Annotated in this window: 2 protein-coding genes; both read right to left on the reverse strand. The window is 35.8% G+C overall.

The window, feature by feature from the left end; genetic code table 11:
• The coding region (locus tag MSI_RS13370; protein WP_155815652.1) for an NAD-dependent epimerase/dehydratase family protein at positions 1-1,075 on the reverse strand (1,075 nt) is incomplete at its 3' end.
• Between the two features lie 6 nt (positions 1,076-1,081).
• Positions 1,082-1,568, reverse strand: a 487-nt coding sequence (locus MSI_RS13375) for a UDP binding domain-containing protein (protein ID WP_039925087.1), incomplete at its 5' end; no start/stop codon positions are given.

Consider the following 1,568-nt stretch of genomic DNA (forward strand, 5'->3'; position numbering starts at 1 on the left):
AATTAATCTCTCCCATATAATACCCTGCATACCATTCAGCAAAGGCACGGAGACCGGTGCGAATATCAATTTTTGGTGTAAAACCGTAGTCCTGTTCTAAAGCGGCAGAGTCAGCAAAAGTAACAGGAACATCACCTGGCTGCATGCCTACAAGTTCGCGGTGTGCTTCAAAATCATAGTTAGAAGGTAATACACCAGCTCTAACAAGTTCATGCTGCAAGGTTGAAATATAATCTAAAAGGTTTTCTGGAGTACCGCCGCCAATGTTGTATACGGCATAAGGAGGAAGAGGAAGTCCATCTTCTCCGTTTTCTTTTACAGGAGCGCCTTTCATAACTCGTAGAATTCCTTCTACAATATCATCAACATAGGTGAAGTCCCGCTTCATATTTCCATAGTTAAAGATTTTAATCTTTTCACCTGCAACAAGTTTCTTTGTTGCAGAAAAGTAGAACATATCAGGTCTTCCTGCAGGTCCATAGACAGTAAAAAATCTCAAACCTGTAGAAGGAATGTTGTACAGTTTTGAATATGAATGAGCAAGAAGTTCGTTTGATTTTTTTGTTGCTGCATATAGAGAAACCGGATTATCAACCTTATCATCTGTACTGAAAGGAACTTTTTTATTTCCACCATATACAGAAGAAGATGATGCATAAACAAGATGTTCAACAGGATGATTTCTGCAGGCTTCAAGTATATTATAAAAACCAATGATATTAGATTCAATATAGACATCAGGATGGTCTATTGAATAGCGCACACCAGCCTGAGCTGCAAGATTTACAACAAGGTCAAATTTATATTCATTAAAAAGTTTTTCTACCAGAGTTTTATCTGCAATAGAACCTTTTACAAATACGTGTTTTACAGAAGATGATTTTGCTTCTGATTCAATTAATCCCAGTCTATAAACTTTTAACTGAGGATCATAGTAATCATTCATGTTATCAAGAGAAACAATCGTTCCAGAAGACATTTCTTTAAATAAGCGTAAAACAAGGTTTGCACCAATAAATCCAGGCGAACCGGTTACTAATATTGTTTTTCCGTTTAAATCAATTTTTGTTTTCATGATCGTTTAATCCCTTCCCATTAAATCACGTGTATAAATCTTTGAAGCAACATCTGAAAGTTCAGTTGCATTTCGGTTAGCAATAATCACATCACATTCAGATTTGAATTTAGAAAAGTCTTTTTCTACGTAAGAATTAAAGAATGTATCTTCTTTAAGAGTTGGTTCATAAACAACAACTTCAATACCTTTAGCCTTAATGCGTTTCATAACGCCCTGTATTGCACTGGCACGGAAGTTATCTGAATTTGATTTCATAGTAAGTCTATATATGCCAACCATTTTAGGATTTCTGTCTATAATCATCTGTGCAATGTGATCTTTACGTGTGGTGTTAGACTGAACAATGGCACTGATAAGGTTCTGTGGAACATCATTATAGTTAGCAAGAAGCTGTTTTGTATCTTTAGGAAGACAATATCCGCCGTAACCAAAACTAGGATTGTTATAGAAGTCTCCAATACGTGGATCCAGAGATACACCGTTAATGATT

It is taken from the genome of Treponema sp. JC4 (assembly GCF_000260795.1).
GTDB lineage: Bacteria > Spirochaetota > Spirochaetia > Treponematales > Treponemataceae > Treponema_D.